A 24,461-nucleotide genomic window follows, 5' to 3' on the forward strand; every position below is an offset into this window, starting at 1 on the left:
TCACTTGCGGATCAACAAATCCCCGGCGTCCGCGGCGTCGCGCGGGCCGGCGGGTTCCTCGGGGTAACCGATCGCGATGGCGCCCAACGGCTCCCAATCGGCGGGCAATTCGAGTTCGGCGCGCACCAGGTCGGGGGCGAAGATGGTCGAGCCGATCCAGCAGCTGCCCACCCCCCGCACGGCCAGGGCGACGAGCAGGGCCTGCACGGCCGCCCCGACGGCGACGGTGAACATGGTGTGCTCGGCCTCGGTGCGGGCGGCGTCGGGGTACGTGTGCGCGCCGTCGAGAGCCAGCATCGGGATGACGACCTCGGGTGCGTCGTAGAGGATCTGGCCCCGCGCCACCCGGCGTTCCACCGAGTCGGCGGGCCGGCCGTCGCCGGCGAGGTCGGAGCGCCACTTGTCCTTCATCCGGTCCAGCAGCCGCAGCCGGACGTCGGGAGTCCGCAACCAGACGAACCGGACCGGGCGGGTGTGGTGCGGGGCCGGGGCGGTGAGGGCTTCTGCGACGGCGTCTTCGATCAGCACGGGCGCGACGGGCTCGGCGCTGAACCGGCGCACGGACCGGCGCAGCAGCTGGGCCTGCCGGCGCCCCATGTCGAGGGCCTCGGCGGTGCCGAGCCAGAACAGGTCCTCCTCGCCGGGCCGCAACAGCTGCCGGGCCGTCGAGCCGTCGTCGGCCACCGTGAGGCCGCGCACCACGGCGACCGGCATGGCGGTCAGCTTGCCCTTCACCAGATCGGCCGCGGCCGCGACCTCGTCGGCGACCGCGATCTCGGTGACCACCAGCTCGTTGCCGTGCCGGTCGACGGCCCCCGAATACCCGTGCAGCACAGCCAGACCCGACGAGCCCACCGCGGCGTCGATCTGGCCGTTGCGCCAGGCGCGGCCCATCGTGTCGGTGATGACCACCGCCACGTCGACGCCCAGTCGCTCGCGCAGCCCGGCCCGCAGCGCCGCGGCGCTGGCGTCGGGGTCGACCGGCAGCAGCGCGAGTTCGTCGCGGCCCACGTTGGATCCGTCCACGCCCGCGGCGGCCTGGATCAGGCCGATGCGGTTCTCGGTGATCAGGGTGCGGCCCTTGCGCGCCAGCACCCGCACGGCCTCGTCGTCGACGAGCTTGCGGCGCAGTTCGTCGCGCTGCTCGGCGTCCTGCGGGGCCGGCACCAGCCGGCCCTCGCACTTGGACACCACCTTGCTGGTCACCACGACGACGTCGCGGTCGCGCAGCCAGGGCGCGGCCGAGGCCAGCGCCGCGCTCAGGTCGTCGCCGGGCCGGAACTCGGGAAGCCCGGTCACGGGCAGGATCTCGATCGCCGCGGCGGCGCCGTGTTCGGTCATGGGGTGACGCCCGCGAGCTCGAGACCGGCCCACACCATCTCGGCCGTCGCCTTGGGGTCGGTCATCAACAGCGGCACGGCGGTCACCGCGACGCCGTCGATGTCGGCGTGATCGCCCTCGTGCACCAGCCAGCAGTCCAGTATCCCGGTGCCGCCGCGCGCCCCGTAGTGCCGGCCGACCGCCTCCGCGGTGGATTCCACCCCGATCACCGACAGGCACGCATCGGCCATGCCGCGCAAGGGTTTTCCACCGATGATCGGGGAGTAGCCGACGACCGGGGCGGTCGCCGAGCGCAACGCCGCGCGAATCCCGGGGACCGCAAGGATGGCGCCGACGCTGACCACCGGGTTCGACGGCGCCAGCAGGATGGCGTCGGCGTCGGCGATGGCCGCCACCGCTTCACTTGTGGCGGTGGCCTTTTCGGCGCCGACGAAGGCGAAGCTGTGCGTGGGCACCTCGGCCCGGTAGCGCACCCACCACTCCTGGAAGTGGATCGCGCGGCGGGTGCCGTCGTCGGGATCGGTGATCACCACGTGCGTCTCGCAGCGGTCGTCGCTCGCCGGCAGCAATCGAGCGCCGGGTTGCCAGCGGTCGCACAGCGCGGTGGTGATCTGTGACAGCGGGTAGCCGGCGTTGAGCATCTGGGTGCGCACCAGGTGGGTGGCGATATCCCGGTCGCCGAGCCCGAACCAGTCCGGCTGCACGCCGTAGCGCGCCAATTCCTCTTTGGCGTGCCAGGTTTCGTCGCGGTGACCCCACCCGCGCTCCGGGTCTACCCCTCCACCTAAGGTGTACATGCAGGTGTCCAAATCCGGGCAGACCCGCAGTCCATGAATCCAAGCGTCGTCGCCGATGTTGACGATTGCGTTAAGTTCGTGGTTGCCGGTTCCCGCTTCTGGGTGCTGTTGCGTTCCGAACTGACCGAGCCCGAGCAGCTGTTGAATCCCCAGCAGGAATCGGGCGCCGCCAACCCCACCGACCAGAACGGTGACCTTCACGTGGACGACAGTACTGCCCGGCGACCTTGCGGTGGCGGGGCCGTTACGCGGCCCTTAAGCGTAGTCGTGGTCGGTGTGATCGACACGCCGAATGCGCAAAACAACGGAAACGCCGTAATTCGGTCACGAGATGGTATGGAAATGCGCCGTAGTGCTTGACCCGGCTGGTCAACCCGTGTCTAATCACAACAGTGTCATTTCCCGGTTGGCCGGCCGGTTCCGGTGTCGCAGACCGAGATTCGATCACTTGTTCGAATTGTCTGTACACATCAGAAATAGTGGGAACCACTCACTCTCTCAATCAAACTGAGGAGGCGGACGACCGTATGTCTTACGAACATCTTCGAGGAGTCATGGCGAGCACGCCGCACACCCCCATCGTCTCGGCGCCGGTCCGACCGGCCCGGCCGCACTTGACCGTGGTTCCTGATGCGCCAGTCGCATTCGAACCCGAGCCGATGCCGGCCCCCGTCGCGGACCAGTGGCAGGACCGGGCGTTATGCGCCCAAACCGATCCCGAGGCGTTCTTCCCGGAGAAGGGCGGCTCCACCCGCGAGGCCAAGAAGATCTGCCTGGGGTGCGAGGTACGCCACGAGTGCCTGGAGTACGCCCTGGAGCACGACGAGCGCTTCGGCATTTGGGGCGGGCTCTCCGAGCGCGAGCGCCGCCGCCTCAAGCGCGGCATCATCTGACGCCGCGCCGCAACATCATTCGTCGTCGATCGTCGGGTCGATGATCGACGGCTCCACGTCGAGGTAGATGGCCACCTGGGCCACCAATATTTCGTGCAACAAATCACCGAGCTCGACGGTGTCCTTGGCCCGTCGCTCAATCGGCTTGCGGAACAAAACGATTCGCGCCCGCGTGGCGTTGCCGCGGACGTCGACACCGGCCGGGATCAATCGCGCCAGCGGGATCGGCCCGTCGGCGATGACCTCCGGCGGCCACTGCACGCTGTCGGGATCCTTGGCCGCGATGCGGGGAATCTCGTCGACCGCCACGTCGAGATCGGCGAGGCGCGCCTGCCAATTCCGCTCGATGGGTTCGTAGGCCTCCAGCACCGCCATGTCGAATCGCTCGGCCCGGCTGCGCCACCCGGGCACCGTCGGCGGCAGCAGCGGGCCGCGCACATCGCGGCCCCGGCGGGAGGACCGGTGGGAAGCGAATCGGCCCTGGGGCCGATCCCTCCGCGGGAAGCTGCGCGAATCGCCCACGCGCCGATGGTAACGGTTGAACATCGGGGGCCCGCCGGTTGCGCGTGTCCGGCGCTTCACCGGCGTTTGCGCACGATAGCCTTTCGCTCGTGAACGTTCCCCGTCGCTGTTGCCGGCCCGGGTGTCCGCACTACGCCGTGGCGACCTTGACGTTCGTCTACTCGGACTCGACGGCAGTGGTGGGGCCACTCGCGACCGCGCGGGAGCCGCATTCGTGGGACCTGTGCGTCGGCCATGCCGGCCGGATCACCGCACCCCGCGGATGGGATCTCGTGCGCCACGCCGGTCCCCTGCATGCTGAGCCCACGCACCCCGACGAGGACGACCTGGTCGCCCTCGCCGACGCGGTGCGCGAAGGCGGCCAGGTCGAGCGCGCCGTGCCCTATGGCGGCACCGGCACGCCCCTGAACGGCTTCGCGGACCCGCACATTCATCACGGCGGGGCCACCGCGCCAAGCAGCAGTGTGCTGGCGCCACCCGAGCATCGGTCGGGCCGGCGCCGCGGACACCTGCGGGTGTTGCCCGACCCCAAGGACTAGCCGTTCGGGTGTGGCGCGCGGCCCCTGCGCACCGCTGCGGCCCGTGTTTCCCTGGGGCCGATAGGCTGACGGCCAAGAGGCGAAGGAACGCGAACCCTTTCAAGGCGTCAGGAGGCCCCCGCATGTCTCGGCTCGCCGCGACCGTGCACCGCGTCGTCAAGGCTTACGACGTGCGGGGGTTGGTCGGCGAAGAACTCGACGGGCCGCTGGTCACCGCGTTGGGCGCGGCGTTCGCCAAGCTGATGCGCGACGAGGGCGCTCGGCAGGTGGTGATCGGTTACGACATGCGGGACAGTTCGCCCACGCTGGCCGCGGCCTTCGCTTCCGGTGTGACGGGCCAGGGCCTGGACGTGGTCCGCATCGGTCTCGCCTCCACGGATCAGCTCTACTTCGCCTCCGGATTGCTGGACTGCCCGGGCGCGATGTTCACCGCGAGCCACAACCCGGCGGCCTACAACGGCATCAAGTTGTGCCGGGCGGCCGCGAAGCCGGTCGGCGCCGACAGCGGCCTGCGCACCGTCAGCGAGTCCGTGATCGCCGGGGTCGAGCGCTATGACGGACAGCCCGGAACCGTGAGCGACCGCGACGTGCTGGACGACTACGGGAAGTTTCTGCGCTCGCTGGTCAGCACCTCGGGGCTGCGCCCCCTGCGGGTGGCGGTGGACGCGGGCAACGGCATGGCCGGCCTCACCGCGCCCGCGGTGCTCGGGGCGATCGACTCGATCACGTTGCTGCCGTTGTACTTCGAGCTCGACGGCTCGTTCCCCAATCACGAGGCCAACCCGCTCGACCCGGCCAACCTGGTGGACCTGCAGGCCTATGTCCGCGAGACGGGCGCCGATATCGGTTTGGCCTTCGACGGGGACGCCGACCGCTGCTTCGTCGTCGACGAACGCGGCCGGCCGGTGTCGCCCTCGACCGTGACCAGCCTGGTCGCCGCGCGCGAATTGAGCCGGGAGATCGGCGCCACCATCATCCACAACGTGATCACGTCCCGGGCGGTGCCGGAGTTGGTCACCGAGCGCGGCGGCACACCGCTGCGCTCGCGCGTCGGGCACTCCTATATCAAGGCGATGATGGCCGACACCGGCGCCATCTTCGGCGGCGAGCATTCGGCGCACTATTACTTCCGCGACTTCTGGGGCGCGGACTCCGGGATGCTGGCGGCGCTGTACGTGCTGGCGGCCCTGGGCGAGCAGGACCGGCCGCTGTCGGAGCTGACCGCCGACTACCAGCGCTACGAGTCGTCAGGCGAGATCAACTTCACCGTGGCGGACGCCGCGCTGTGCACCGAGGCGGTGCTGAAGTCCTTCGGCAGCCGCATCCACGCGATCGACCACGTGGACGGCGTGACGGTCGACCTCGGCGACGGCAGCTGGTTCAACCTGCGCAGCTCCAACACCGAGCCGTTGCTGCGGCTCAACGTCGAGGCGCGCAGCACCGACGACGTAGACGCGGTGGTCGCGCAGATCAGCGCTCAGATCCAGGCGCAGTCGGCGCCCGCCGAGGCCGCGCCGTGAACACCGTCCGGGCGATCGATCTCGAAGACACCGAGGGCCTGCTCGCCGCCGACCGGGACGGCCTGCTGCGCTCCGCGTCGTCGGCGGGCGCGCAGGTGCGCGCGATCGCCGCGGCCGTCGACGAGGGTGCCCTGGATCCGCTGCGGGCCGACGACCGGCCGCGCAGCCTGATCTGGGTCGCCGGCCGCGGGACCGCCGACAACGCCGGCGCGATGGTCGCGGCGACGGTGGCCGGAGCGGCCTCCGAGCCGATCACGCTGACCGCCGAGGTACCGCCGTGGATCGGCCCGCTCGACGTGCTGATCGTCGCGGGCGACGATCCCGGCGATCCGGCGCTGGTCACCGCGGCCGCCACCGGGGTGCGCCGCGGGGCGCGGGTCGTCGTCGTCGCGCCGTACGAGGGTCCGCTGCGGGACGCCACCGCTGGCCGCGCGGCGGTGCTGGCGCCGCGGCTTCCGATCCCCGACGAGTTCGGGTTGTGCCGCTACCTGGCCGCCGCCCTGGCGGTGGTGCAGGCGGTCGACCAGCGACCCAGCGTCGACCTGCGGGCGCTGGCCGACGAGCTGGACGCCGAGGCGCTGCGCAACAGTGCGGCCCGCGAGCTGTTCACCAACCCGGCCAAGACGATTGCCGCGCGCATCGCCGATCGGCAGGTGGCGCTGGCCGGCGACTGCGCCGCGACGCTCGCGCTGGCCCGGCACGGCAGTTCCGTCCTGCTGCGGATCGCGCACCAGGTGGTTGCCGCGACCGGGCTGTCGGATGCCGTCGTCGCGCTGCGGGCCGGGGTCTCCGGCGGCTTCGCCGATCCCGCCGACGCGCTCTTCCACGACGAACAGATCGACGGGCCGCTGCCGCGGCGGCTGCTGGTGCTGGCCCTCACGTTGTCCGCCGAGCAGACCATCGTGGCGGCCCGGACCGCCGGGCTCGACGACGTGTACCTGCTCGCCGCCGAGGACGTGCCCGACGGTCCCGGCGGCTCTGCCGGGTCGACGGTCGCGCCCGCGTTGGGCGGCGCCATCAGCGCCGAGCAGCAACTGGCAGTATTGGCCGTTCGACTGGAGATGGCCGCGGTTTACGCGCGCCTGGCGCGGGGATAGATAACACAGTGGAACTGCTTCGCGGGGCCTTACGCACGTACGCCTGGGGATCGCGTACCGCCATCGCCGAATTCACCGGGCGGACGGTCCCGGCTGCCCATCCGGAGGCCGAACTCTGGTTCGGGGCGCATCCGGGCGACCCGGCCTGGCTGGAAACGGACGCCGGCGAGATCTCGTTGCTCGACGCGCTGGTCGCCGACCCGGAAGGCCAGCTGGGCCCCGGGGCCCGCGCCCGGTTCGGCGACGTGCTGCCGTTCCTGGTCAAGGTGCTCGCGGCCGACGAGCCGCTGTCGCTGCAGGCCCATCCGAGCGCGGCGCAGGCGGCCGAGGGTTACCTGCGGGAGGAGCGGCTGGGCATTCCGCTGAACTCGCCGGTCCGCAACTATCGCGACACCTCGCACAAGCCCGAATTGCTGGTGGCGCTGCAGCCATTCGAGGCGCTCGCCGGATTCCGGCAGGCCTCCCGCACGGTCGAGTTGCTGCGGGCGCTGTCCGTCTCCGACCTCGACCCCTTCATCGACCTGCTCAACGACCAGTCCGACGCCGATGGCCTGCGCGCGCTGTTCACCACCTGGATCACCGCGCCGCAGCCTGACATCGACGTGCTGGTGCCCGCGGTGCTGGACGGCGCCATCCAGTACATCAGCTCCGGGGCAACGGAATTCGCCGGCGAGGTCAAGACGGTGCTGGAGCTCGGGGAACGCTACCCCGGCGACGCCGGGGTGCTGGCCGCGCTGTTGCTGAACCGCATCACGCTGGCCCCGGGCGAGGCGATCTTCGTGTCGGCCGGCAGCCTGCACACCTACCTGCGCGGTTTCGCCCTGGAGGTGATGGCCAACTCCGACAACGTGTTACGCGGCGGCCTGACCCCCAAGCACGTCGACGTCCCCGAACTGCTACGGGTGCTCGACTTCACCCCGACCACCGAGGAACAGGTGCGCCCCCACGTGCGCCGCGAGGGCTTCGGCCTGATCTACGAGACTCCGGCCGAGGAATTCGCGGTCGCGCTGCTGGAGCTCGACGGCGACTACCTGGGCCACGAGGTCGACGCCTCGTGCAGCCACGAGGGTCCGCAGATCCTGCTGTGCACCGAGGGGTGCACGACGGTGCACGGCAAGTCCGGGTCGCTGACGCTGCAGCGGGGGATGGCCGCCTGGGTGGCGGCCGACGACGCCCCGATCCGGCTGGTCGCGCGCGAGCCCACCAAGCTGTTCAGGGCGACCGTAGGGCTGTAGGGGTGCGCCGGCGATCGCCACGGGCGGCCTGACGGCGTTCGCCCAGCCACAGCCGCAGATTGTGGGCGATCGTGCGGCCGACGATGCGCGGCGGCGGGACCATGTAGAGGCTGTCGAGCAGCGAGAACCGGCGCAAAAACCATTCGGCCAGAACGGGATCGGTCTCGGCGGCCCCGAGGAACTGGTCGAACAGCGCGCCCGAGGGCCGCCACCACCAGGGAATGGGCCCCTTGGTCTCGGCGTGGTGGAAGGTGACGTCGCCGATGGCGTTCATCGTCCACACCGGGAAGGTCGACTTGGCGGTGGCCCGACTGAGTTCGGCGGCCAGCTGGTCGTCGGGCAGTTTCAGCGCGCGACGCAGATGGCCGGCCTGCAGCGAGGTCATCGTCATGCCCTGCCCGAAGGTGGGGTTGAAGCTGGCCACGGCGTCGCCGAGGGGGATGATGCCGGCGGGGAAGCGGTCCAGCTTGTCGTAGCGGCGCCACTTGCTGGCCGGAAAGGCGTGGAACGCCGGCTCGCCGATGGGATCGGCCTGCTTCAGCGCCGCGTTGACGTGGGGCGGGACCAGCTCCTCGGCCAGTTCCAGCATCTCCGGAAACGTCTGCGGCGGCTTGACGTTCGCCACCCCGAACGTCGTCAGCACCCAGGTGCCGTCCTCGTAGCAGAGCATGCCGAGCCCCAGCGACTTGTCGTGCGACGCGCCGGCGACCACTACCTTCTCCGCTATCAAGCCGTCCGGGATGCGAAATTGCTGGGTCGCGTAGTAGATGCCGATGTCGAGGAGGTCTTCCCGCGGGCGCTCGTAGCCCCACTGCGTCAGCCACGTCGGCAGCCGGGTGCCCCTGCCTGCCGCGTCGACGACGAGGTCGGCCGCGACGAATTCCGGATCCTCGCCGTCGACGGGATCCAGCAGCACCCCGGTCACCCGCTGGCGCGCCGGGTCGAACCGCGGTTCGGCCACCGAGCGCCGCACCATCGTGACGTTGTCCGTGTTGCGGACGCGTTTGCGCAGCTGCCACTCCAGGTGCGGCCGGCTGGGCACGTACGCGGTGAATTCGTCACGCAGTGTGTGTCCGGTGCCGAGCACGTGGCCCGCGGCGCCGAGATGAATGCAGTCGGGCCGGTTCTCCAGCATGGGCACGCCCGCGGCCACCATGTCTTCCAGCAGCCCGGGGAAAAGGCTCTCGAACTCCATTGCGCCGCGGGCCATCAGCATGTGCAGGTGCCGGTCCTGCGGAACGGTCGCCCGGCTCGACGGTGTGCTCGGCAACTCGTCGCGCTCGTAGACCGTGACCCGGGAGAACGCATCCGAGAGCACCTGCGCGGCGCACAGCCCGGCGATGCTGCCGCCGATGACCACCGCATGGTCCCTGGTGTTTGCTTTGGTGTCCGCCATCTCGGCAGAGTACCCAGTACTGTGACGGACCAATGGGTCCCCTTCGTAGAGGGAAAGGGCGACGGATGGCCAACCGATGGCGCATGAAGTCGGTCGAACAATCGATCGCCGACACCGACGAGCCAGACACCCGGTTACGCAAGGAATTGACCTGGTTGGACCTGGTCGTCTTCGGGGTTGCCGTGGTGATCGGCGCCGGTATCTTCACCGTCACCGCGTCGACGACCGGTGACATCACCGGCCCGGCGATCTGGATCTCGTTCGTGATCGCGGCGGTCACGTGCGCGCTGGCGGCGCTGTGCTACGCCGAGTTCGCCTCCACGCTGCCGGTCGCCGGCAGCGCCTACACGTTCTCCTACGCCACCTTCGGGGAGTTCCTCGCCTGGATCATCGGCTGGAACCTGCTGCTCGAGTTGGCGATCGGCGCCGCGGTCGTGGCCAAGGGCTGGTCGAGCTACCTGGGCAACGTGTTCGGGTTTGCCGGCGGCACAACGCAGCTCGGTTCGGTCAGCCTGGACTGGGGCGCGCTGCTGATCGTCACCGGGGTTGCCGTGCTGATCGCCCTGGGCACCAAGCTGTCGTCGCGGTTCTCCGCGGTGATCACCGGCATCAAAGTGTCGGTGGTGCTGCTGGTCGTCGTCGTCGGCGCCTTCTACATCAAGGGCTCCAACTATTCGCCGTTCATCCCCAAGCCGGAGGCGGGGCACGAGGCGTCGGGCGTCAACCAGTCGGTGCTGTCGCTGATGACCGGGGCGCACAGCAGCCACTACGGCTGGTACGGGGTGCTGGCGGGAGCGTCGATCGTGTTCTTCGCGTTCATCGGGTTCGACATCGTCGCGACCATGGCCGAGGAGACCAAGCGGCCCCAGCGCGACGTTCCGCGGGGCATCCTGGCGTCGCTGGCGATCGTGACCGTGCTCTACGTGGCGGTCTCGGTGGTGCTGTCCGGGATGGTCTCCTACACCCAGCTCAAGACCATGCCCGGCCACAAGCCGGCCAACCTCGCCACGGCGTTCACCGCGAACGGCATCCATTGGGCCAGCAAGATCATCGCGATCGGGGCGCTGGCCGGATTGACCACCGTGGTGATGGTGCTGATGCTCGGCCAATGCCGCGTGCTGTTCGCGATGGCGCGCGACGGCTTGCTGCCGCGCCAGTTGGCGAAGACCGGCTCCCACGGCACCCCGGTCCGGATCACCGTGCTCGTCGCGGTGGTGGTGGCCGCGACGGCCTCGGTGTTCCCGATCGCCAAGCTCGAGGAGATGGTCAACGTCGGCACGCTGTTCGCGTTCGTCCTGGTCTCGGCCGGCGTGATGGTGTTGCGCCGCACCCGCCCGGACCTGGAGCGGGGCTTCCGCGCCCCGTGGGTGCCGGTCCTGCCGATCGCGTCGATCGCCGCGTGCGTCTGGCTGATGGTCAACCTGACTGCGCTGACCTGGGTGCGGTTCGGCGTCTGGCTGGCGGTCGGCACCGCGATCTATGTCGGCTACGGCTATCGGCACTCCGTGCAGGGCCGCCGCGAGGCGGAGGGCGTCGCACCGCCCGCCCGGGCCGAGCCCGACGCCGTGCCCTAGCGAATCCGTTTACAAAAGCACCTCTTGTGTCTAGACACGAGACGCTGATGGCGATATTGTCAATCTCCAACGTGGTGTGACTCACAAGGAGGTTTGGCATATGACCACACTCGAACGGCAGGCAGACGCCGAGGCGGTGGAGCCGCCCGTCTGGCGGGACAAGAAGCGACGCCTCTGGCTGATGGGACTGATCGCCCCGACGGCGCTCTTCGTGATGCTGCCGATCGTCTGGGGGCTCAACCAGCTCGGCTGGCACGCCGCCGCGCAGGCGCCGCTGTGGATCGGGCCGATCCTCGTCTACGTGCTGCTGCCGATCCTCGACCTGCGCTTTGGGCCCGACGGGCAGAACCCGCCCGACGAGGTGATGGAGCAGCTGGAGAACGACAAGTACTACCGCTACTGCACCTACATCTTCATCCCGTTCCAGTACCTCAGCGTGGTCTTCGGCGCGTACCTGTTCACCGCCTCCAACCTGAGCTGGCTGGGCTATGACGGCGCGCTGGGCTGGGCGGGCAAGCTGGGCGTGGCGCTGTCGGTCGGCGTCCTCGGCGGCGTCGGCATCAACACCGCCCACGAAATGGGCCACAAGAAGGACTCGCTGGAGCGGTGGCTGTCCAAGATCACCCTGGCGCAGACCTGCTACGGCCACTTCTACATCGAGCACAACCGCGGCCACCACGTGCGGGTGTCCACGCCCGAGGACCCCGCGTCGGCCCGTTTCGGGGAGACCTTCTGGGAGTTCCTGCCGCGCAGCGTGTTCGGCAGCCTGCGCTCGTCGCTGCGGCTGGAGGCCCAGCGCCTGCGCCGCCTGGACAAGAACCCGTGGAACCCCGCGACGTACCTGTCCAACGACGTGCTCAACGCGTGGCTGCTGTCGATCGTGTTGTGGGGCGTGCTGATCGCGGTCTTCGGCCCGGCGCTCATCCCGTTCGTCATCATCCAGGCCGTCTTCGGCTTCAGCCTGCTCGAGGCGGTCAACTACCTGGAGCATTACGGGCTGCTGCGGCAGAAGAACGCTAGCGGTCGCTACGAGCGGTGCGCACCGGTGCACAGCTGGAACTCCGACCACGTCGTCACCAACTTGTTCCTGTACCACCTGCAGCGGCACAGCGATCACCACGCCAACCCGACGCGGCGTTACCAGACGCTGCGCAGCATGGCGGGCGCGCCCAACCTGCCCAGCGGGTACGCGTCGATGATCTCGCTGACCTACGTCCCGCCGCTGTGGCGCAAGGTGATGGACCACCGGGTGCTCGAACACTACGACGGCGACATCACCAAGGTGAACATCCACCCGCGGGTGCGTAAGCGGGTGCTGGCCCGCTACGGGGTGAGGGCATGAGCGCCTACCGCTGCCCGGGCTGCGACTACATCTACGACGAGGCGAAAGGCGCTCCGCGGGAAGGCTTTCCCGCGGGCACGCCCTTCGCCGAGATTCCCGACGACTGGTGCTGCCCCGACTGTTCGGTGCGCGAAAAGATCGATTTCCAGGAGACAGGAGCCATCCGATGACCGATTACAAGCTCTTCATCTGCGTGCAGTGCGGATTCGAATACGACGAGGCCAAGGGCTGGCCGGAGGACGGCATCGCGCCCGGGACCCGCTGGGACGACATCCCCGAAGACTGGAGCTGCCCGGACTGCGGCGCGGCGAAATCCGACTTCGAGATGGTCGAGATAGCCCGGGCGTGATCGGCACCAACGGCATGGCCGAAGCGGCTATTGTCGCGCCTGTGAAGCGGATGCCCTACCCCGAGGCGTCGCGCGCCCTGCTGCGCGACTCGGTGCTGGACGCGATGCGCGAGCTGCTGCTGACCCGCGACTGGTCCGCCATCACGCTCTCGGACGTGGCCCGCGCCGCGGGCATCAGCCGGCAGACCATCTACAACGAGTTCGGGTCGCGGCAGGGTCTGGCGCAGGGTTACGCCCTGCGCCTGGCCGACCGGCTGGTCGACGCCGTCCATACCGCCATCGTCGCCAACGTCGGCAAGATCTACGAGGCGTTCCTGCAGGGCTTTCGGGCCTTCTTCGCGGAGTCGGCGGCGGACCCGCTGGTGATCTCGCTGCTGACCGGGGTCGCCAAGCCGGACCTGCTGCAGATCATCACCACCGACAGCGGGCCCATCATCACCCGGGCGTCGGAACGGCTGAGCACGGCGTTCACCCAGAGCTGGGTGGCCACCAGCGACGAGGATGCCGGCGTGCTGGCGCGGGCCATCGTGCGGCTGGCGATGAGCTACGTCTCGATGCCGCCCGAGGCCGACCACGACGTGGCGGCGGACCTCGCGCGGCTGATGACGCCGTTCGCCGAGCGTCACGGCGTCGTCAACGTCCCCTGACGACGGCCGGCGCCTGGGCCGCCGACTACAGTGGCGCAAGAGCGTATACCTAAGCTAAGTAATCCTCTTTCGAACCAAGCCGCAGAAGGAATGGAACTTTAATGACGACGACTGAAAGTTCGCTGACCGCCGACGTCCGCAACGGCATCGACTTCAAGGTCGCCGACCTGTCGCTCGCGGACTACGGTCGCCGGGACATCGAGCTCTCCGAGCAGGAGATGCCAGGTCTGATGTCGCTGCGCCGCGAATACGCCGACGTGCAGCCGCTCAAGGGGGCGCGGATCTCGGGCTCGCTGCACATGACGGTGCAGACCGCGGTCCTCATCGAGACCCTCGTTTCGCTGGGCGCGCAGGTCCGCTGGGCGTCGTGCAACATCTTCTCCACCCAGGACCACGCCGCCGCCGCGGTGGTCGTCGGCCCGTACGGCACGCCCGAGGAGCCCAAGGGTGTTCCGGTGTTCGCCTGGAAGGGCGAGACGCTGGAGGAGTACTGGTGGGCCGCCGAGCAGATGCTGACCTGGCCCGACGAGCCGGCCAATATGATCCTCGACGACGGCGGTGACGCCACCATGCTGGTGCTGCGCGGCGCGCAATACGAGAAGGCCGGCGTGGTGCCGCCCGCCGAGGAGGACGACCCCACCGAATGGAAGGTCTTCCTGGAGCTGCTGCGCAACCGCTTCGAGACCGACAAGGACAAGTGGACCAAGATCTCCGAGTCGGTCAAGGGTGTCACCGAGGAGACCACCACCGGCGTGCTGCGCCTGTACCAGTTCGCCGCGGCCGGTGACCTGGCGTTCCCGGCGATCAACGTCAACGACTCGGTGACCAAGTCCAAGTTCGACAACAAGTACGGCTGCCGGCACTCGCTGATCGACGGGATCAACCGCGGCACCGACGTGCTGATCGGCGGCAAGAAGGTGCTGGTCTGCGGCTACGGCGACGTCGGCAAGGGCTGCGCCGACTCGGTCAAGGGTCAGGGCGCGCGCGTCGTCGTCACGGAGATCGACCCGATCAACGCGCTGCAGGCCCTGATGGAGGGCTACGACGTCGAGACGGTCGAGGACGCGATCGGCACCGCCGACATCGTCATCACCGCCACCGGCAACAAGGACATCATCACCCTCGAGCACATGAAGGCGATGAAGGACTACGCCGTCCTCGGCAACATCGGGCACTTCGACAACGAGATCCAGGTCGCCCAGCTGGAGCGCTCCGGCGCGACCAAGACCAACATCCGGCCGCAGGTCGATGTGTGGACGTTCCCCGACAGCGGCAAGTCGATCATCCTGCTCTCCGAGGGCCGGCTGCTGAACCTGGGCAACGCCACCGGCCACCCGTCGTTCGTGATGAGCAACAGCTTCTCCAACCAGGTGATCGCGCAGATCGAGCTGTGGACCAAGAACGACGAGTACGACAACGAGGTGTACCGGCTGCCCAAGCACCTCGACGAGAAGGTGGCCCGCATCCACGTGGAGGCGCTCGGCGGAAAGCTGACCAAGCTGACCAAGGAGCAGGCCGAGTACATCGGCGTCGACGTCGACGGTCCCTACAAGGCCGACCACTACCGCTACTGAGTCATTGCTGGCCCGCCGAGCGTCGCGCCAGCGCGGCGTTCGGCGTCGCGCTTAGGCTGGCGCCGTGCTGATCGCGATCGAAGGGGTTGACGGCGCGGGCAAGCGGACGCTGTCCGACGGCTTGCGCAGGGCTTTCGAGGCGACCGGGAAGTCGGTGGCGATCATGGCCTTCCCCCGCTACGGGAAATCGGTGACCGCCGACGTCGCGGCCGAGGCCCTGCACGGCGACCACGGGGACCTGTCGTCGTCGGTCTACGGGATGGCGATGCTGTTCGCGCTCGACCGGGCGGGCGCCGTCGACGAGATCGAGGCGCTGCGCCGCGACCACGACGTCGTGATCCTGGATCGCTACGTCGCCTCGAACGCGGCCTACAGCGCCGCGCGCCTGCACCAGGACGCGGGCGGGCCGGCGGTCGAGTGGGTGCGGCGGCTGGAATATGAGCGGCTGGGCCTGCCGTCGCCCGACTGGCAGTTGCTGCTCGGAGTGCCGGTCGAGCTCGCCGCGCGGCGCGCCCGGCACCGGGCCGAGCACGAGCCGGGGCGGGCCCGGGACAGCTACGAACGCGACGACGGCCTCCAGCAGCGCACCGGCGCCGTCTACGCCGGACTCGCCGAAGCGGACTGGGGCGGCCGGTGGCTGGTGGTCGACGCGGACGTCGATCCTGGCCGGTTGGCCGTCTCTTTGGACGCCGGTTAGCACAATTTGGTCTCGATTCGCCCTTATCGGGGAAGAAACACCCGTGTGGTGTCCGAGTTTTGTCCCGATCTGGTGACACCATGGACTCCATGAGGCAAAGGATTCTCGTCGTCGATGACGACGCTTCGCTCGCCGAGATGCTCACCATCGTGCTGCGTGGGGAGGGTTTCGACACCGCGGTCATCGGTGACGGCACCCAGGCCCTGACTGCGGTGCGCGAACTGCGCCCCGATCTGGTGTTGTTGGACCTGATGCTGCCGGGCATGAATGGCATCGACGTCTGTCGCGTGCTGCGCGCCGATTCGGGCGTCCCGATCGTGATGCTCACGGCCAAGACCGACACCGTGGACGTGGTCCTCGGCCTCGAGTCGGGCGCCGACGACTACATCATGAAGCCGTTCAAGCCCAAGGAGCTGGTGGCCCGGGTGCGGGCGCGGCTGCGGCGCAACGACGACGAGCCGGCCGAGATGCTGTCCATCGCCGACGTGGAGATCGACGTGCCGGCCCACAAGGTGACGCGCAACGGCGAGCAGATCTCCCTGACGCCGCTCGAGTTCGACCTGCTGGTCGCGTTGGCGCGCAAACCGCGGCAGGTGTTTACTCGTGATGTGCTGCTCGAACAGGTGTGGGGCTACCGGCACCCGGCGGACACCCGCCTGGTGAACGTGCATGTCCAGCGTCTGCGGGCCAAGGTTGAGAAGGACCCGGAGAACCCGACCGTGGTGCTGACCGTTCGAGGAGTGGGATACAAGGCCGGACCTCCGTGATCCGGGAGCGTCCTTGATTTGGCGCTCGCCGCGACGGACTAGGAGCCGCTGGGGGCGTTCGGGTCCCATGACCCGCGGCATGGGTGCGGTGAGTCGCGCCGTTGCCGTCGCGTGGCGCCGGTCGTTGCAGCTGCGCGTGGTCGCGCTGACGCTCGGAATGTCACTGGCGGTGATTCTCGCGCTCGGCTTCGTGCTGACTTCTCAGGTCACCAATCGGGTGCTCGACGTCAAGGTCAAGGCGGGCATCGAACAGATCGAGCGGGCGCGCACCACCGTCGGCGGGATCGTCAGCGGCGAGGAAACCCGCTCCCTGGACAGCAGCCTGCAACTGGCCCGCAACACGCTGACGTCCAAGACCGACCCCGCGTCGGGCGCCGGGTTGGCCGGCGCGTTCGACGCGGTGCTGATCGTGCCGGGCGATGGGCCGCGCGCGGCGTCCACGGCCGGACCCGTAGACCAGGTGCCCAATTCGCTGCGCGGCTTCGTCAAGGCCGGGCAGGCGTCCTACCAGTACGCGACCGTACACACCGACGGCTTCTCCGGGCCGGCGCTGATCATGGGCACCCCCGCCTCTTCGCAGGTGGCCAACCTGGAGCTGTACCTGATCTTCCCGCTGAAGAACGAGCAGGCCACCATCACGCTGGTCCGCGGCACGATGATCACCGGCGGCGCCGTGCTGCTGGTGCTGCTCGCCGGGATCGCCCTGCTGGTGTCCCGCCAGGTGGTGGTGCCGGTGCGGTCGGCGTCGCGGATCGCCGAACGGTTCGCCGAGGGGCACCTGTCCGAACGGATGCCGGTGCGCGGCGAGGACGACATGGCCCGGCTCGCGGTGTCGTTCAACGACATGGCGGAGAGCCTGTCCCGCCAGATCACCCAGCTCGAGGAGTTCGGCAACCTGCAGCGCCGGTTCACCTCAGACGTCAGCCACGAACTCCGCACGCCGCTGACCACGGTCCGGATGGCCGCCGACCTCATCTATGACCACAGCGCCGACCTCGACCCCACCCTGGCGCGCTCCACCGAGCTGATGGTCAACGAACTCGACCGGTTCGAGTCGCTGCTCAACGACCTGCTGGAGATCTCCCGCCACGACGCGGGCGTGGCCGAATTGTCCGTCGAGGCGGTGGATTTGCGAAGCACCGTGCAAAGCGCGCTCGGCAATGTCGGCCACCTGGCCGAGGACGCCGGCATCGAGCTGCTCGTCGACCTGCCCGACGAGGAGGTGATCGCCGAGGTGGACACCCGGCGGGTGGAGCGGATCCTGCGCAACCTGATCGCCAACGCCATCGACCACGCCGAACACAAGCCGGTGCAGATCCGGATGGGCGCCGACGAGGACACCGTCGCGGTCACCGTCCGCGACTACGGGGTGGGGCTGCGGCCGGGCGAGGAGAAGCTGGTGTTCAGCCGGTTCTGGCGGGCCGACCCCTCGCGGGTGCGCCGGTCGGGCGGCACCGGCCTGGGCCTGGCGATCAGCGTCGAGGACGCCCGCCTGCACCAGGGCCGGCTGGAGGCGTGGGGCGAGCCCGGCGAGGGCTCGTGCTTCCGGCTCACGCTGCCGCTGGTCCGCGGGCACAAGGTCACCACCAGCCCGCTGCCCATGAAACCCATCCCGCCGACCGCCAACACCGGCCCGCAACCCAAAGACCGTTCGCGGCAACGCGAACACGCGGAGAGGAGCGGATGATGCGCCGGCTGCTGGGCCTGCTGATGCTGGCCTTGCTGCTGGCCGGTTGCGCGGGCGTGCCCAGCTCGTCGGCGCCGCAGGCCATCGGCACGGTCGAGCGACCCGCGCCGTCGAACCTGCCCAAGCCGACCCCCGGCATGGACCCCGACGTCCTGCTGCGCGAATTCCTCAAGGCCACAGCCGATCCCGCGAACCGACACCTGGCGGCCCGCCAGTTCCTCACCCAGTCGGCGTCCAACGCCTGGGACGACGCCGGTAGCGCCCTGCTGATCGACCACGTGGTGTTCGTGGAAACCCGTGCCGCCGAACGGGTTTCGGCGAACATGCGGGCCGACATCCTGGGGTCGCTGTCGGACATGGGGGTGTTCGAGACCGCCGAGGGGGTGCTGCCCGACCCCGGCCCGATCGAGTTGGTCAAGACCTCGGGCGGGTGGCGGATCGACCGCCTGCCCAACGGGGTGTTCCTGGACTGGCAGCAGTTCCAGTCGACGTACAAGCGCAACACGCTCTACTTCGCCGACCCGACCGGCAAGACGGTGGTGCCCGATCCGCGCTACGTGGCGGTGGCCGACCACGACCAATTGGCGACCGAGCTGGTCTCCAAGCTGATCGGCGGGCCGCGCCCCGAGATGGCGCACACGGTGCGCAACCTGCTCGCCCCGCCGCTGCGGCTGCGCGGGCCGGTGACCCGGGCCGACGGCGGCAAGAACGGGATCGGGCGCGGTTACGGGGGCGCGCGCATCGACCTGGAGAAGCTGTCCACCACCGACCCGCACAGCAGGGCTTTGCTTGCCGCGCAGATCATTTGGACGCTGGCGCGGGCCGACATCAGGGGCCCGTACGTGATCAACGCCGACGGCGCCCCGCTCGACGACCGGTTCGCGGAGGGCTGGACGACGTCCGACGTCGCCGCCACCGACCCGGGCGTCGCCGACGGCGCGGGCGCCGGGCTACATGCGCTGGTGAACGGGTCGCTGGTCTCCCTGGACGGCCAGCACTTCGCCAACGTGCCCGGGGCCTTCGGGCGGATGGGCGACCAGACCGGCGCCGCGCTGTCGCGCAGCGGGCGACAGGTCGCGTCCGTCGTCACCCTGCACCGCGGCGCGCCCGATGAGGCGGCCTCGCTGTGGATCGGCGACCTGGGCGGCGAGGCGGTCCAGTCCGCCGACGGGCACGGCCTGACGCGGCCCAGCTGGTCGCTGGACGATGCCGTGTGGGTGGTGGTGGACGGCAACAACGTTTTGCGCGCGATCCAAGAACCGGCGTCGGGGCAGCCCGCCCGCATTCCCGTCGATTCCGTCGCCGTGTCCACCCGCTTCCCGGGTCCGATCACCGACCTGCAGCTGTCCCGCGACAGCACGCGCGCCGCGATGGTGATCGGTGGCCAGGTGATCCTGGCCAGCGTCGAGCAGACCCAGGCCGGCCAGTACGCCCTGGCCTACCCGCGGCGGCTCGGCTTCGGGCTGGGCAACTCGGTGGTGTCGCTGTCCTGGCGCACCGGTGACGACATCGTGGTGACCCGCACGGACGCCAGCCATCCGGTGTCGTACGTCAACCTCGACGGGGTGAACTCCGACGCGCCGTCCCGGGGTCTGCAGATGCCGGTGCTGACGGTCGCCGCCAACCCGTCGACGGTCTACGTCGGGGCTCCCCAAGGGGTGCTGCAGTATTCGGCGGCCGCCGCCGAAAGCCAGCAGGGGTGGTCGGAGGTGCCGGGCCTGATGGTGTTCGGGGCGGCGCCGGTCCTGCCTGGCTAGTGGCGATCGCGAGCGCGGCGGAGCCGGGCGTGGCGGGTCGCCACCATCACCCCGGTTGTCGGTCCCGCCGGCGACACTGACCCCGTGCTGGATCTCATCCTGCCGCTGCAGTGCGGCGGCTGCGGGGCGCCGTCGACCCGTTGGTGCGCCGCCTGCACACGGGAGCTATCGGTGGCCGCCGACCAACCCCATGTGGTGACCCCGCGCGTCGATCCGCAGGTGCCGGTGTTCGCGCTCGGCCGCTACGCGGGCGCCCGCCGCCAGGCGATCTTGGCGCTCAAGGAGCACGGCCGCACGGATCTCGTCGGGCCGTTGGCGGGGGCGCTGGCCGCCGGTGTGCACCGGCTGCTGTCCTGGGGCATCGTCGAGCTCCCGCTGACCGTCGTGCCGGCCCCGACGCGCCGTTCGGCGGCGCGCCGACGCGGCGGCGACCCGGTCACCCGGCTCGCGCGCGCGGCGGTGGCCGGCCATCCCGCGATCGCCGTCGCCCCGGCGCTGCGGATGAGGGCGCTGGTGCGCGACTCGGTGGGCCTGGGCACCGCGGCCCGCGAGCGCAACGTCGCGGGCCGGGTGCGGCTGCGGCGCGCGGCGCCGCCCACCGAGGTCTTGATCGTCGACGACATCGTCACCACCGGGGCCACGGCACGGGAGTCGGTGCGGGTACTGCGGGCGGCGGGGGTCCGGGTCACCGCAGTGCTGACGGTCGCGGCCGCGTGAGGCTGTGCGGTCGCCAAGAGTATGTGAAGAACTCGCAACAGCTCCGCGAAATCAGTGGCATGGCGAGGCGAACAAGAGCTAACGTCGAGAACAACGTTAATCGACTCACTGGTCTGACTCACTGGTCGCGACATTCCCAGGTTGAGACCCCACTCGCGGGAAGGGGTGAGTATTCGACACCTTGCATCGGCGAGCAGCCTGCAGCGGTGATTCAGGTGAAAAGACCCGCTCTCCCCACCTCGTCGGCGCGTCGTCAGCAAGCCGGGCACGCAGGGCGCGTGCGACGTGAAAGAGAAACGAGTTGTCACGTATGTCAAGGCTATCCGTGGATTCCGGTCAAATTCTCGACCAACCGCCGACGCAAACCGACGGCCAAGTTCAACCGATGACCAACGCCGAAGTCGTCTTCAAGGGCCGCAACGTAGAAATCCCCGACCACTATCGGGTGTACGTCTCCCAGAAACTCGCCCGCCTCGAGCGGTTCGATCGCTCCATCTATCTCTTCGATGTCGAGCTCAAGCACGCGCCCAACCGGCGACAGCGCAAATCGTGTCAACGCGTCGAGATCACCGCCCGCGGCCGCGGGCCGGTAAGCCGGGCGGAGGCCTGCGCCGACAGCTTCTACGCGGCATTCGAGTCCGCGGTCGACAAGCTGGAGAACCGGCTGCGCCGCGCCAAGGATCGCCGCAAGGTCCACTACGGCGACAAGACGCCGGTGTCGCTGGCCGCCGCCACCGCGGTCGTGCCGCCGCCGGCGCAGGAACGTGCGCCCGAACCGCCGGCCGGGCATGACGGCGCCGAGGCCGGCCACGAGCCCGGTCGGATCGTGCGGACCAAGGAACACCCGGCTACGCCGATGACGGTCGACGACGCGCTCTACGAGATGGAGCTCGTCGGGCACGACTTCTTCCTCTTCCACGACAAGCAGACCGAGCGGCCCTGCGTGGTCTACCGGCGGCACGCCTACGACTACGGGCTGATCAGGCTCTCCTGAGGTACGACGGCCATCACGGCGTCGTCACCTACGATGGGAGTCGCCTTAAGAGAAGAGACTCCTAACCAACAGGGGACATAGCTGTGCTGTCGAAGTTGCTGCGCCTTGGCGAAGGTCGCATGCTCAAGCGTCTCAAGCGGGTGGCTGACTACGTCAACACCCTGTCCGACGAGGTCGAAAAGCTGACCGACGCGGAGCTGCGGGCCAAGACCGACGAGTTCAAGAAGCGGCATGCCGACGGCGAAAGCCTCGACGACCTGCTGCCCGAGGCCTTCGCGGTGGCCCGCGAGGCGGCCTGGCGGGTGCTCGACCAGCGCCCGTTCGACGTGCAGGTGATGGGCGCGGCGGCGCTGCACTTCGGCAACGTGGCGGAGATGAAGACCGGTGAGGGCAAGACCCTGACCTCGGTGTTGCCGGCCTACCTCAACGGCATCGGCGGCAAGGGCGTGCACGTCGTCACCGTCAACGACTACCTGGCCAAACGCGACAGCGAGTGGATGGGCCGCGTGCACCGCTTCCTCGGTCTCGAGGTCGGCGTGATCCTCGCCCAGATGACCCCCGACGAGCGCCGGGTGGCGTATGCCGCCGACATCACCTACGGCACCAACAACGAATTCGGCTTCGACTACCTGCGCGACAACATGGCGCATTCGCTCGACGACCTGGTGCAGCGCGGGCACAACTTCGCCATCGTCGACGAGGTCGACTCCATCCTGATCGACGAGGCCCGCACCCCGCTGATCATCTCCGGCCCCGCCGACGGCGCCTCCAACTGGTACCTCGAGTTCGCCCGGCTGGCGCCGCTGATGGAAAAGGACGTCCACTACGAGGTCGACCTGCGCAAGCGCACCGTCGGCGTGCACGAACTGGGTGTGGAGTTCGTCGAAGACCAGCTCGGCATCGACAACCTCTACGAGGCCGCCAACTCGCCGCTGGTCAGCTACCTCAACAACGCGCTGAAGGCCAAGGAGCTGTTCAACCGCGACAAGGACTACATCGTCCGCGACGGCGAGGTGCTGATCGTCGACGAGTTCACCGGCCGCGTGCTCTACGGCCGCCGCTACAACGAGGGCATGCACCAGGCCATCGAGGCCAAGGAGCACGTCGAGATCAAGGCCGAGAACCAGACGCTGGCCACCATCACGCTGCAGAACTACTTCCGGCTCTACGACAAGCTCGCCGGCATGACCGGTACCGCCCAGACCGAGGCGGCCGAGCTGCACGAGATCTACAAGCTGGGCGTGGTGCCCATCCCGACCAACAAGCCGATGGTCCGCACCGACCAGTCCGACCTCATCTACAAGACCGAGGAGGCCAAGTACATCGCGGTGGTCGACGACGTCGTCGAGCGTTACGAGAAGGGCCAGCCCGTCCTGATCGGTACCACCAGCGTCGAGCGCTCCGAGTACCTGTCGCGCCAGTTCCAGAAGCGCCGCGTCCCGCACAACGTGCTCAACGCCAAGTACCACGAGCAGGAGGCGGGCATCGTCGCCGTGGCGGGCCGCCGCGGCGGGGTCACGGTGGCGACCAACATGGCCGGCCGCGGTACCGACATCGTGCTGGGCGGCAACGTCGACTTCCTCACCGACCAGCGGCTGCGCGAGCGCGGCCTCGACCCGGTGGAGACGCCCGAGGAGTACGAGGCGGCCTGGCACGAGGAGCTGCCCAAGGTCAAGGAGGAGGCCGGCAAGGAGGCCGCCGAGGTGGTCGAGGCCGGCGGCCTGTACGTGCTGGGCACCGAGCGGCACGAGTCGCGGCGCATCGACAACCAGCTGCGCGGCCGCTCCGGCCGCCAGGGCGACCCGGGCGAGTCCCGCTTCTATCTGTCACTGGGCGACGAGCTCATGCGCCGGTTCAACGGCGCCGCGCTGGAGGCGATGCTCAACCGGCTCAACCTGCCCGACGACGTGCCCATCGAAGCCAAGATGGTCACCCGCGCGATCAAGAGTGCCCAGACACAGGTCGAGCAGCAGAACTTCGAGGTCCGCAAGAACGTCCTCAAGTACGACGAGGTGATGAACCAGCAGCGCAAGGTGATCTACGCCGAGCGCCGCCGCATCCTGGAGGGCGAGAACCTCAAGGAGCAGGCGCTGGACATGGTCCGCGACGTGGTCACCGCCTACGTTAACGGTGCGACCGCCGACGGCTACGCCGAGGACTGGGACCTCGAGGCGTTGTGGACCGCGCTCAAGACCCTGTACCCGGTCGGCATCGACCACGAGACGTTGATGCGCGTGGACGCCGACTCCGACCGCGACGACCTCACCCGCGAGGAGCTGCTCGACGAGCTGCTCAAGGACGCCGAACGGGCTTATGCCGCAAGGGAAGCCGAGCTGGAAGAGATCGCCGGCGAGGGCGCGATGCGCCAGCTGGAACGCAACGTGTTGCTCAACGTCATCGACCGCAAGTGGCGCGAGCACCTCTACGAGATGGACTACCTCAAGGAAGGCATCGGGCTGCGTGCGATGGCGCAGCGCGACCCGCTGGTGGAGTACCAGCGCGAGGGCTACGACATGTTCATGGCGATGCTCGACGGCATGAAAGAGGAGTCGGTCGGATTTCTGTTCAACGTCACGGTCGAGGCGGTGCCCACCCCACAGGTCGCGCCGGTGGAAACGCCGGAGGGGCTCAAGGATCTGGGAACCGCGGCGGACCAGGGCGAGGCCGCCCCGCCCCCGCGGGAAGAGCCGCCAACCCAGTTACGCGCCAAGGGGATTGACAACGAGGCGCCGGCGATGACCTACTCCGGCCCGTCGGAGGACGGCTCGGCGCAGGTGCAACGCAACGGCGGCGACGGTCAGCGGACGCCGGCGGGCGTGGCGGGCGGCGGTTCCCGGCGCGAGCGCCGCGCGGCCGCCAGGCAGCAAGGCCGCGGCGCCAAGCCGCCGAAGTCGGTCAAGCGCCGCTAGCGCGCGCCTTTCTCGCCGAGTGTGCGGCTAGCTTCACGCTCGGCGCCGAAGGTGCGGCTCGCTTCACGCTCGCCACGGCCCGGGGATTTGAGGCAGTCGCCCCATGC

At 69.3% G+C, this 24,461-nt stretch carries 22 protein-coding genes; 18 read left to right on the forward strand and 4 right to left on the reverse strand.

Features of this window, described 5'->3' with window-relative positions:
• Both A5704_RS13615 and cofD read right to left on the reverse strand, forming a co-directional pair.
• Nucleotides 1-1,341, reverse strand: coding sequence for a coenzyme F420-0:L-glutamate ligase (locus A5704_RS13615; protein WP_067889417.1), 1,341 nt, complete (start codon nt 1,339-1,341; stop codon nt 1-3).
• A complete protein-coding gene (gene cofD, locus A5704_RS13620; RefSeq protein WP_067889421.1) occupies nt 1,338-2,339 on the reverse strand; it encodes a 2-phospho-L-lactate transferase in 1,002 nt (333 codons plus the stop codon). Before cofD ends, A5704_RS13615 begins: the two co-directional genes overlap by 4 nt.
• 353 nt (nt 2,340-2,692) lie before the next feature.
• Here cofD and A5704_RS13625 point away from each other — a divergent pair, with 353 nt between their 5' ends.
• The gene (locus A5704_RS13625) at nt 2,693-3,031 is read left to right on the forward strand and encodes a WhiB family transcriptional regulator (RefSeq protein WP_007168083.1); all 339 of its coding nucleotides are present in this window, start codon (nt 2,693-2,695) and stop codon (nt 3,029-3,031) included.
• A 15-nt stretch (nt 3,032-3,046) separates the two neighbouring features.
• On the opposite strand, the gene A5704_RS13630 is transcribed toward A5704_RS13625, so the two are convergent.
• A complete protein-coding gene (locus A5704_RS13630; RefSeq protein WP_067758997.1) occupies nt 3,047-3,469 on the reverse strand; it encodes a metallopeptidase family protein in 423 nt (140 codons plus the stop codon).
• 173 nt (nt 3,470-3,642) lie between these two features.
• Between A5704_RS13630 and A5704_RS13635 the strand changes: the two genes are divergently transcribed.
• The 4 genes from A5704_RS13635 to manA all read left to right on the forward strand — a co-directional run bounded on the left by A5704_RS13635 (nt 3,643) and on the right by manA (nt 7,944).
• The gene (locus tag A5704_RS13635) at nt 3,643-4,092 is read left to right on the forward strand and encodes a DUF3499 domain-containing protein (protein ID WP_197498888.1); all 450 of its coding nucleotides are present in this window, start codon (nt 3,643-3,645) and stop codon (nt 4,090-4,092) included.
• A 122-nt stretch (nt 4,093-4,214) separates the two neighbouring features.
• Nucleotides 4,215-5,612: a phosphomannomutase/phosphoglucomutase gene (locus A5704_RS13640; protein ID WP_067889423.1), complete on the forward strand. Its 1,398-nt coding sequence runs from the start codon at nt 4,215-4,217 to the stop codon at nt 5,610-5,612.
• Nucleotides 5,609-6,709 (forward strand): TobH protein, encoded by a 1,101-nt coding sequence (locus tag A5704_RS13645; protein ID WP_067759004.1) that lies wholly within the window; start codon nt 5,609-5,611, stop codon nt 6,707-6,709. The genes A5704_RS13640 and A5704_RS13645 overlap by 4 nt, the downstream gene beginning before the upstream one ends.
• A gap of 8 nt (nt 6,710-6,717) precedes the next feature.
• On the forward strand, nt 6,718-7,944 hold the full coding sequence (gene manA / locus A5704_RS13650) for a mannose-6-phosphate isomerase, class I (protein WP_067759007.1): 1,227 nt from the start codon (nt 6,718-6,720) through the stop codon (nt 7,942-7,944).
• Here manA and A5704_RS13655 read toward each other — a convergent pair.
• Nucleotides 7,922-9,304, reverse strand: a complete 1,383-nt coding sequence (locus A5704_RS13655) for an NAD(P)/FAD-dependent oxidoreductase (protein ID WP_197505037.1) — start codon at nt 9,302-9,304, stop codon at nt 7,922-7,924. The two genes, manA and A5704_RS13655, sit on opposite strands and share 23 nt — an antisense overlap.
• A 101-nt stretch (nt 9,305-9,405) precedes the next feature.
• Between A5704_RS13655 and A5704_RS13660 the strand changes: the two genes are divergently transcribed.
• The 13 genes from A5704_RS13660 (at nt 9,406) to secA (ending at nt 24,354) form a co-directional block, all read left to right on the forward strand.
• Nucleotides 9,406-10,914, forward strand: coding sequence for an APC family permease (locus A5704_RS13660; protein ID WP_067759012.1), 1,509 nt, complete (start codon nt 9,406-9,408; stop codon nt 10,912-10,914).
• A 100-nt stretch (nt 10,915-11,014) separates the two neighbouring features.
• On the forward strand, nt 11,015-12,256 hold the full coding sequence (locus A5704_RS13665) for an alkane 1-monooxygenase (protein ID WP_067889426.1): 1,242 nt from the start codon (nt 11,015-11,017) through the stop codon (nt 12,254-12,256).
• On the forward strand, nt 12,253-12,426 hold the full coding sequence (locus tag A5704_RS13670; protein WP_067781571.1) for a rubredoxin: 174 nt from the start codon (nt 12,253-12,255) through the stop codon (nt 12,424-12,426). Before A5704_RS13665 ends, A5704_RS13670 begins: the two co-directional genes overlap by 4 nt.
• Nucleotides 12,423-12,605 (forward strand): rubredoxin, encoded by a 183-nt coding sequence (locus A5704_RS13675; RefSeq protein WP_067759022.1) that lies wholly within the window; start codon nt 12,423-12,425, stop codon nt 12,603-12,605. Before A5704_RS13670 ends, A5704_RS13675 begins: the two co-directional genes overlap by 4 nt.
• A 14-nt stretch (nt 12,606-12,619) precedes the next feature.
• On the forward strand, nt 12,620-13,252 hold the full coding sequence (locus A5704_RS13680) for a TetR family transcriptional regulator (RefSeq protein ID WP_067759081.1): 633 nt from the start codon (nt 12,620-12,622) through the stop codon (nt 13,250-13,252).
• Nucleotides 13,253-13,353: 101 nt separating this feature from the next.
• Nucleotides 13,354-14,826, forward strand: a complete 1,473-nt coding sequence (gene ahcY, locus A5704_RS13685; RefSeq protein ID WP_067759025.1) for an adenosylhomocysteinase — start codon at nt 13,354-13,356, stop codon at nt 14,824-14,826.
• A gap of 64 nt (nt 14,827-14,890) precedes the next feature.
• Nucleotides 14,891-15,523, forward strand: a complete 633-nt coding sequence (locus A5704_RS13690; protein WP_067889429.1) for a dTMP kinase — start codon at nt 14,891-14,893, stop codon at nt 15,521-15,523.
• Between the two features lie 80 nt (nt 15,524-15,603).
• Entirely contained in the window at nt 15,604-16,290 is a 687-nt protein-coding gene (gene mtrA, locus A5704_RS13695; RefSeq protein ID WP_007168097.1) for a two-component system response regulator MtrA, read from the forward strand.
• Nucleotides 16,291-16,303: 13 nt separating this feature from the next.
• Nucleotides 16,304-17,977 (forward strand): MtrAB system histidine kinase MtrB, encoded by a 1,674-nt coding sequence (gene mtrB / locus A5704_RS13700; RefSeq protein ID WP_082950280.1) that lies wholly within the window; start codon nt 16,304-16,306, stop codon nt 17,975-17,977.
• Nucleotides 17,974-19,734, forward strand: a complete 1,761-nt coding sequence (lpqB, locus tag A5704_RS13705; RefSeq protein WP_067889432.1) for an MtrAB system accessory lipoprotein LpqB — start codon at nt 17,974-17,976, stop codon at nt 19,732-19,734. Before mtrB ends, lpqB begins: the two co-directional genes overlap by 4 nt.
• An 84-nt stretch (nt 19,735-19,818) precedes the next feature.
• Nucleotides 19,819-20,451, forward strand: a complete 633-nt coding sequence (locus A5704_RS13710) for a ComF family protein (protein ID WP_067759037.1) — start codon at nt 19,819-19,821, stop codon at nt 20,449-20,451.
• 325 nt (nt 20,452-20,776) lie between these two features.
• Entirely contained in the window at nt 20,777-21,445 is a 669-nt protein-coding gene (hpf, locus tag A5704_RS13715) for a ribosome hibernation-promoting factor, HPF/YfiA family (RefSeq protein ID WP_067889435.1), read from the forward strand.
• 83 nt (nt 21,446-21,528) lie between these two features.
• Complete coding sequence (gene secA, locus A5704_RS13720) at nt 21,529-24,354, forward strand: preprotein translocase subunit SecA (protein ID WP_067759043.1); 2,826 nt, start codon at nt 21,529-21,531, stop codon at nt 24,352-24,354.
• The last annotated feature ends 107 nt before the right edge of the window (nt 24,355-24,461 follow it).

This window comes from Mycobacterium sp. E735, from assembly GCF_001666955.1.
Classification (GTDB): Bacteria; Actinomycetota; Actinomycetes; order Mycobacteriales; family Mycobacteriaceae; genus Mycobacterium.

Bases quoted from the DNA above. Each gene is read 5' to 3' on its own strand.
- A5704_RS13660 (WP_067759012.1), top strand. From the start codon at position 9,406: ATGGCCAACCGATGGCGCATGAAGTCGGTCGAACAATCGATCGCCGAC.
- ahcY (WP_067759025.1), top strand. From the start codon at position 13,354: ATGACGACGACTGAAAGTTCGCTGACCGCCGACGTCCGCAACGGCATC.
- A5704_RS13615 (WP_067889417.1), bottom strand. From the start codon at position 1,341: ATGACCGAACACGGCGCCGCCGCGGCGATCGAGATCCTGCCCGTGACC.
- A5704_RS13675 (WP_067759022.1), top strand. From the start codon at position 12,423: ATGACCGATTACAAGCTCTTCATCTGCGTGCAGTGCGGATTCGAATAC.
- mtrA (WP_007168097.1), top strand. From the start codon at position 15,604: ATGGACTCCATGAGGCAAAGGATTCTCGTCGTCGATGACGACGCTTCG.
- A5704_RS13670 (WP_067781571.1), top strand. From the start codon at position 12,253: ATGAGCGCCTACCGCTGCCCGGGCTGCGACTACATCTACGACGAGGCG.
- A5704_RS13680 (WP_067759081.1), top strand. From the start codon at position 12,620: ATGGCCGAAGCGGCTATTGTCGCGCCTGTGAAGCGGATGCCCTACCCC.
- lpqB (WP_067889432.1), top strand. From the start codon at position 17,974: ATGATGCGCCGGCTGCTGGGCCTGCTGATGCTGGCCTTGCTGCTGGCC.
- A5704_RS13640 (WP_067889423.1), top strand. From the start codon at position 4,215: ATGTCTCGGCTCGCCGCGACCGTGCACCGCGTCGTCAAGGCTTACGAC.
- A5704_RS13625 (WP_007168083.1), top strand. From the start codon at position 2,693: ATGGCGAGCACGCCGCACACCCCCATCGTCTCGGCGCCGGTCCGACCG.
- A5704_RS13665 (WP_067889426.1), top strand. From the start codon at position 11,015: ATGACCACACTCGAACGGCAGGCAGACGCCGAGGCGGTGGAGCCGCCC.